The 6,838-nt window shown below is 68.3% G+C and carries 6 protein-coding genes; 4 read left to right on the forward strand and 2 right to left on the reverse strand.

Annotation, left to right across the window (positions count from 1 at the left end):
- Together AC5RTT_RS19050 and AC5RTT_RS19055 are read right to left on the reverse strand one after the other, a co-directional pair.
- On the reverse strand, nucleotides 1-1,330 hold a 1,330-nt coding region (locus AC5RTT_RS19050), incomplete at its 3' end, for an amino acid adenylation domain-containing protein (RefSeq protein ID WP_494146502.1).
- Nucleotides 1,331-1,509: 179 nt separating this feature from the next.
- Nucleotides 1,510-2,475, reverse strand: coding sequence for a quinone oxidoreductase family protein (locus AC5RTT_RS19055; RefSeq protein WP_494146497.1), 966 nt, complete (start codon nucleotides 2,473-2,475; stop codon nucleotides 1,510-1,512).
- A 134-nt stretch (nucleotides 2,476-2,609) separates the two neighbouring features.
- Between AC5RTT_RS19055 and argC the strand changes: the two genes are divergently transcribed.
- The 4 genes from argC to AC5RTT_RS19075 form a co-directional block, all read left to right on the forward strand.
- A complete protein-coding gene (argC, locus tag AC5RTT_RS19060) occupies nucleotides 2,610-3,641 on the forward strand; it encodes an N-acetyl-gamma-glutamyl-phosphate reductase (RefSeq protein ID WP_494146498.1) in 1,032 nt (343 codons plus the stop codon).
- On the forward strand, nucleotides 3,638-4,804 hold the full coding sequence (argJ, locus tag AC5RTT_RS19065) for a bifunctional glutamate N-acetyltransferase/amino-acid acetyltransferase ArgJ (RefSeq protein WP_494146499.1): 1,167 nt from the start codon (nucleotides 3,638-3,640) through the stop codon (nucleotides 4,802-4,804). The genes argC and argJ overlap by 4 nt, the downstream gene beginning before the upstream one ends.
- A gap of 40 nt (nucleotides 4,805-4,844) precedes the next feature.
- Complete coding sequence (argB, locus tag AC5RTT_RS19070) at nucleotides 4,845-5,804, forward strand: acetylglutamate kinase (protein ID WP_494146500.1); 960 nt, start codon at nucleotides 4,845-4,847, stop codon at nucleotides 5,802-5,804.
- The coding region (locus AC5RTT_RS19075) for an acetylornithine transaminase (RefSeq protein WP_494146501.1) at nucleotides 5,801-6,838 on the forward strand (1,038 nt) is incomplete at its 3' end. The genes argB and AC5RTT_RS19075, both read left to right, overlap by 4 nt.

The raw sequence follows: 6,838 nt of genomic DNA on the forward strand, positions 1-6,838 counted from the left end.
GGTCCTGCCCCGAAGCCGGGGCAAGGTAGCCCACCAGGATCTGGTTTCCGGCTGCGGTGGTCTGGACGGCGGCGGCAGCGCCGGCAACGCCGGGAAGGGCCTGCAGCGCCGCATCCACCTCGCCCAGTTCAATCCTGCGGCCGCCGAGCTTCACCTGCTCGTCGGCCCGGCCCTGGAAGACCAGGCCCGCCTGCTCAAACCGGACCAGGTCCCCGGAACGGTAGGCCCGGTCCCAGCCCAGGCTCGGCATCGGCGCGTATTTCTCCGCGTCCTTGGCGGCGTCGAGGTAGCGGGCCAGCCCGACGCCGCCAATAATCAGCTCCCCCACTTCGCCCTCGGCCACCGGCACCGCGTCCGAGTCAACGACGGCCAGGTCCCAGCCGTCCAGCGGCACGCCGATCCGGACAGGTCCCGGACCGCCCAGCGGGGCGGCGCAGGCTACGACGGTTGCTTCCGTGGGGCCGTACGTGTTCCAGACCTCCCGGCCCTCCACCGCAAGGCGCGCGGCAAGCTCCGGCGGGCAGGCCTCCCCGCCGAAAATCAGCAGCCGGACGTTCTCAAGCGATTCGGCGGGCCAGAGTGCCGCAAGCGTGGGAACGGTTGAGACGGCGGTGATCCCGTGGTTGATCAGCCACGGGCCGAGGTCCATGCCGGTGCGCACCAGCGCCCGGGGTGCGGGAACCAGGCATGCCCCGTGGCGCCAGGCAAGCCACATCTCCTCGCAGGACGCGTCGAAGGCCACCGAGAGTCCGGCCAGAACCCGGTCCTGGGGGCCCAGGGGTTCATCCCGGAGGAAGATCCTTGCCTCGGCATCCACAAAGGCTGCTGCCGAGCGGTGGCTGACAGCAACGCCCTTCGGCGTGCCGGTGGATCCGGAGGTGAAGATGACCCAGGCGTCGTCGTCGGGGGCAGGCGGCCGGGCACCGGCAAACGGTGCCGTCCGGCCGGCGGGGACGAGGTCCACGCCGCGGAGCACGCTACCGGCTTCCAGGACACCGGCCACTCTGGCTTCCCCGAAGACCAGGCGGGCGCGCTCCTCCGGATCGTCCGCATCCACGGGGACGTAGGCCGCGCCCACCAGGAGTACCGCGAGGATGGCAACATACAGCTCGTTGGTCCCCGACGGGATCCGCACGCCTATCTTGTCCCCGGCGCCGAGGCCGGCTTGGTGGAGCCGCCGGGCCGCCGCCCGGACTTCAGCCATCAGCTGGGCGTAACTGAGCGGGCGGCGGCCGTCGTCCAGGGCCGATGCCTCCGGGTAACGGGCCGCAGTGTCCTGCAGGATGTCGATCAGCGTCCGGGCCGGGGGAGCGGCCAGGGACCCCGGCATCTGGGGCGGATACGTGGAAGGGACATCCTCAAGGGGGACCTGCTGCTGAGTCACTGGGGCATTTTGCCTGTGCCAGATGAACAGAAGATGTACCCCCCGGCCAAACCCGGCGTTCCTGCGGTCCGGCCGTTCACCTCTTGTTCATTCAGCAGGTGCGTTGGCCACTGCGGAGCGGCGGCTTACGGAACCAGGAGCACCTTGCCCGTGGTGCGCCGGCCCTCCAGGTCCCGATGGGCCTGTGCCGCCTGGGACAGCGGATAGCGGGCACCGACCCGGACCTTAAGGCTTCCGTCAGCAGCAGCTGCGAAGATCTCGTCCGAGCGCCAGCGCCGCTCGGCAGTATCCCTCAGATGGTGGGCGATGGTGGGCCTGGTGAGGAACAGGGATCCGCCGGAATTGAGCCGTTGCGGGTCAACGGGAGGAACGGGGCCGGAGGCTGCGCCGAAGAGCACCAGCGTGCCGCGCACCCGGAGGGCATCGAGGGAGCCGTCGAAGGTGTCCTTTCCCACGCCGTCGTACACCACGTCTGCGCCCCTGCCGCCGGTGATCTCCCTGACGTGCTGTGCGAACCGGTCGTACCGCACCACATGGTCAGCGCCGGCCCCCCGTGCAAGCTGCTCCTTTTCCTCGGTGGAGACGGTGGTAACCACTTCTGCGCCCCTGGCCTTCAGCAGCTGGATCAGGAGCAGCCCCACGCCGCCTGCGCCGGCATGCAGCAGGACGGTGTGCCCGGGCTCCACCTTGAAGGTGGAATTCATCAGGAAGTGCGCCGTCATCCCCTGCAGGGGAAGTGCTGCCGCCGCGAAGTCGTCCAGACCGCGCGGAACGGGCAAAGCGGTATCCTCGGCCACCAGCATGTAGTCCGCATAGCAGTCGAATCCCTCGGCAGTGGCTACCCGGTCGCCAACGGAGAAGGCGGTAACCCCTTCACCCACTGCCTCCACCGTCCCTGCGGCTTCCGATCCCGGGGTGAAGGGGAACGGGACCTTGTAGGTGCCGCTGCGCTTATACGTGTCGATGAAATTGACGCCTGCCGCCCGCACCTTCACCAACAGCTGCCGGGGACCCGGCATGGGAGGCTCCGCCTCCTCGTAGACGAGGACTTCCGGTCCGCCTGCCTGCCGTGCGACGATTGCGTGCGTCATTGCTCCCCTTTCCAGGACCCGGCGCGTCCGGCTCCCGATGCTGTCACCCATCCTAGGGATACCCGGAAGCGGGGAAGCAAGGTCATGCATAAATATCGGGCATGATGCATAACTATTGCTGTATAGTCGGGGGCATGACTATTTCTGTTGCAGTGTCGGGCGCCAGCGGTTACGCCGGAGGAGAAGTCCTCCGACTCCTGGCCGGACACCCGGACGTCACCATCGGCGCGATCACGGCGCACAGCAACGCGGGCTCGCGCTTAGGCGAATTGCAGCCGCACCTGCACGGGCTCGCCAACCGGATCCTGGAAGACACCACGGTGGACAACCTGTCCGGCCACGACGTCGTATTCCTCGCCCTGCCGCACGGCGCTTCCGCCGAAATCGCCGCCCAGCTGCCGGAAGGGACGGTGGTGATCGACGCCGGTGCCGACCACCGCCTGCAGGACCCGTCCGCGTGGGAAAGGTTCTACGGCTCCGCCCACGCGGGCACGTGGCCGTACGGCCTCCCCGAGCTCCCCGGCCAGCGCCAGGCGCTCAAGGGCGCCACGCGGATTGCAGTGCCCGGCTGCTACCCGACGTCGGCCCTGCTGGCGCTGACGCCCGGGTTCGCCGCCGGTTTGTTGCAGCCCGACGACGTCGTCATCGTGTCCGCGTCCGGCACCTCCGGTGCGGGCAAGGCCGCAAAGGTCAACCTCATCGGCGCCGAAGTGATGGGCTCCATGAGCCCCTACGGCGTAGGCGGCGGGCACCGCCACACTCCGGAGATAGAGCAGGGACTGTCCAATGCCGCGGGCGAACAGGTCACTGTGTCCTTCACGCCCACCCTGGCACCCATGAGCAGGGGCATCCTCACCACCGCAACAGCCAAGGTGAAGCCCGGCATCACGGCAGAGCAGCTCCGGCAGGCCTGGGCCGACGCCTACGACGACGAGCCGTTCGTCCACCTGCTGCCCGAGGGCCAGTGGCCCGGCACCAAGAGTGTGCAGGGTTCGAACCACGCCGCCATGCAGCTGGCCTTCGACGGCCACACCGGCCGCGTCATCGCCACCTGCGCCATCGACAACCTCACCAAGGGCACTGCCGGTGGCGCTGTCCAGTCCATGAACATCGCACTCGGCCTGCAGGAAACCGCCGGCCTTGACCTGCAGGGAGTAGCCCCGTGACCGTCACCACGCCCCAGGGATTCCGCGCCGCCGGCGTCACCGCCGGACTCAAGGCTTCCGGCAAGCCGGACCTCGCGCTGGTGGTCAATGACGGCCCGTCCAAGGCCGCCGCAGCCGTGTTCACCAGCAACCGGGTGGCTGCCGCTCCCGTCCACTGGTCCCGCCAGGTGGTCGCCGATGGCCGCGTGGATGCCGTGGTGCTGAACTCCGGCGGTGCCAACGCCTGCACCGGGCCCACCGGTTTCCAGAACACCCACAGCACCGCCGAAAAGGCAGCCGAAGTCCTGGGAATTTCGGCCACCGACGTTTTTGTCTGCTCCACCGGCCTGATCGGCGAGCAGTTGCCCATGGACAAGATCCTGCCCGGTGTTGAGGCCGCTGCCGCTGCCCTCAGCACCGAAGGCGGACCGGAAGCCGGCGAAGCCATCATGACCACCGATTCCGTCCCCAAGTCAGCGCTGTTCATCGGCACTGACGCGGACGGGCAGGAATTCAGCATCGGCGGCATCGCCAAGGGCGCGGGCATGCTGGCCCCCGGCCTTGCCACCATGCTGGTTGTGCTGACCACCGACGCAGCTGTGCAGCCGGAACTGCTCGACCTGGCCCTCAGGGACTCCACCCGCGTCACCTTTGACCGCGCCGATTCCGATGGCTGCATGTCCACCAACGACACCGTTGTCCTGCTGTCCTCCGGAGCGTCAGGAGCGGTTCCGGCCGCCGAGGTCTTCACGGCCGGCCTGACCAAGGTCTGCGCCGAGCTGGCACGGAAACTCATCGCAGACGCCGAAGGCGCCAGCCACGACATCGCCATCCGGACCTTCAACGCTGCCAGTGAAACCGACGCCGAGACCGTCAGCCGCTCCGTGGCCCGGTCCAACCTCTTCAAGGCCGCCATCTTCGGCAAGGACCCCAACTGGGGGCGCGTACTCTCAGCGGTGGGCACCACGGACGCAGCGTTCGAGCCGGACCAGCTCAACGTGGCCATGAACGGCATCCAGATCTGCCGCAACGGCAGCATCGGCGACGACCGGAGCCTGGTGAACCTGGAGCCGCGCGAGGTCCTGGTGGAAATCGACCTGCAGGCCGGTGACGCAGAAGCGACCATCTGGACCAATGACCTCACCCACGACTACGTGCACGAGAACAGCGCCTACTCCAGCTAGCACCGTTTCAGCCAACGCCGATCCCCGCGGAAGAGACAGCATGAACACCCAGACGCGCGAGACCACCAGCATGTCCGACGCCCAGGCCAAGGCCGCCACCCTGATCGAGGCGCTGCCCTGGATCCAGCGTTTTGCCGGCACCACCATGGTGATCAAGTACGGCGGCAACGCCATGGTCAATGACGAACTCCGCCGCGCGTTCGCCGAGGACATCGTGTTCCTCCACCATGTGGGCGTCCATCCCGTGGTGGTTCACGGCGGCGGGCCCCAGATCAACTCCATGCTGGGCCGGCTGGGCATCGAATCAGAGTTCAAGGGCGGCCTGCGCGTCACCACGCCGGAGGCCATGGACGTGGTCCGGATGGTCCTCACCGGACAGGTGGGCCGCGAACTGGTGGGGCTCATCAACTCCCACGGCCCCTACGCCGTGGGCATGTCCGGTGAAGACGGCGGCCTGCTGCGCGCCGTCCGCACCGGGACAGTGGTTGACGGCGAAGAGGTGGACCTGGGCCTGGTGGGCGAGGTGGTGGGCGTCGACCCCGCCGGTGTCATGGACATCCTCGGCGCGGGCCGGATCCCCGTGATCTCCACCGTGGCCCCGGAAATCGTCGACGGCGGCGAGGGCGTCGCAGGTGCCGCGAGGTTCCAGCCCACGGGCCAGGTGCTGAACGTCAACGCGGACACCGCGGCGGCGGCCGTTGCCTCGGCCCTGGGCGCGTCCAAGCTGGTCATCCTCACCGACGTCGAGGGCCTGTACGCCAACTGGCCGGACAAGTCGTCGCTGATCTCCTCCCTTACGGCTTCCGAACTGCGGGACATGTTGCCCCGGCTCGAATCGGGCATGATCCCCAAGATGGCCGCCTGCCTCAAGGCCATTGACGAGGGCGTGGAACGGGCCCACATCGTGGACGGCCGGCTGCCCCATTCCATGCTCCTTGAAACATTCACCACCGCCGGAATCGGCACCCAGGTTGTTCCGGACGAGGAGATCAACGGATGAATACGGTGGAAAAGTCACCAGTGTCCGAACTCGTGGAAACCACCGGCCATGCCGGTTCCGAATGGCTGTCACGGTATTCGTCCTCGCTCATGGGAGTGTTCGGCGCCCCGCAGCGCGTCCTGGTCCGCGGTGCCGGCTGCCTGGTGTGGGACGCCGACGGCAAGGAGTACCTTGACCTGCTCGGCGGGATCGCCGTCAACGCACTGGGCCATGCGCACCCGTTCGTCACGTCGGTCATCGCCAGCCAGCTCTCCACCCTGGGCCACGTCTCCAACTTCTTCACCAGCCCCACCCAGATCGCACTGGCCGAAAAGCTCCTGGTGCTGGCCAACGCGCCTGCCGGGTCCAAGGTGTTCTTTACCAATTCCGGCACCGAGGCGAACGAGGCAGCGTTCAAGCTTGCCCGCCGCAACTTGGGTGGCGGCAGCGTGCAGCGGACCAAAATCATCGCCCTCGAGGGAGCCTTCCATGGCCGGACCATGGGCGCACTTGCCCTGACCGCCAAGGAAGCCTACCGGGCTCCGTTCGAGCCGCTGCCCGGCGGCGTGGAGCACATCCCGTTCGGCGACATCGAGGCGCTCAAAGCCGCCGTGGACGAAACCGTCGCGGCGGTCTTCCTCGAGCCCATCCAGGGTGAGGCGGGAGTACGCCCGCTTTCGGCCGAGTACCTCCGGGCGGCACGGGAGCTGACTGCCAGGGTGGGCGCGCTGCTGATCCTGGATGAGGTCCAGACCGGCGTCGGCCGGACCGGCAAGTGGTTCGCCAGCGAAGAGGCGGGAATCGTCCCGGACGCCATCACGCTGGCCAAGGGCCTGGGCGGTGGCTTCCCCATTGGCGCCCTGGTGACCATGGGTGAGCAGACGTCGTCGCTGTTGTCCGCCGGCCAGCATGGCACCACCTTCGGCGGGAACCCGGTGGCGACGGCGGCCGCCCTCGCCACGCTGCACGCGATCGAAAGCCAGAACGTCCTGGCCAACGCCACCGCCGTGGGGGAGCACCTCCGTTCGGCGCTGGCGGCGCTGCCGGGCGTCACC

This window comes from Arthrobacter sp. Y3221157 (genome assembly GCF_059089865.1).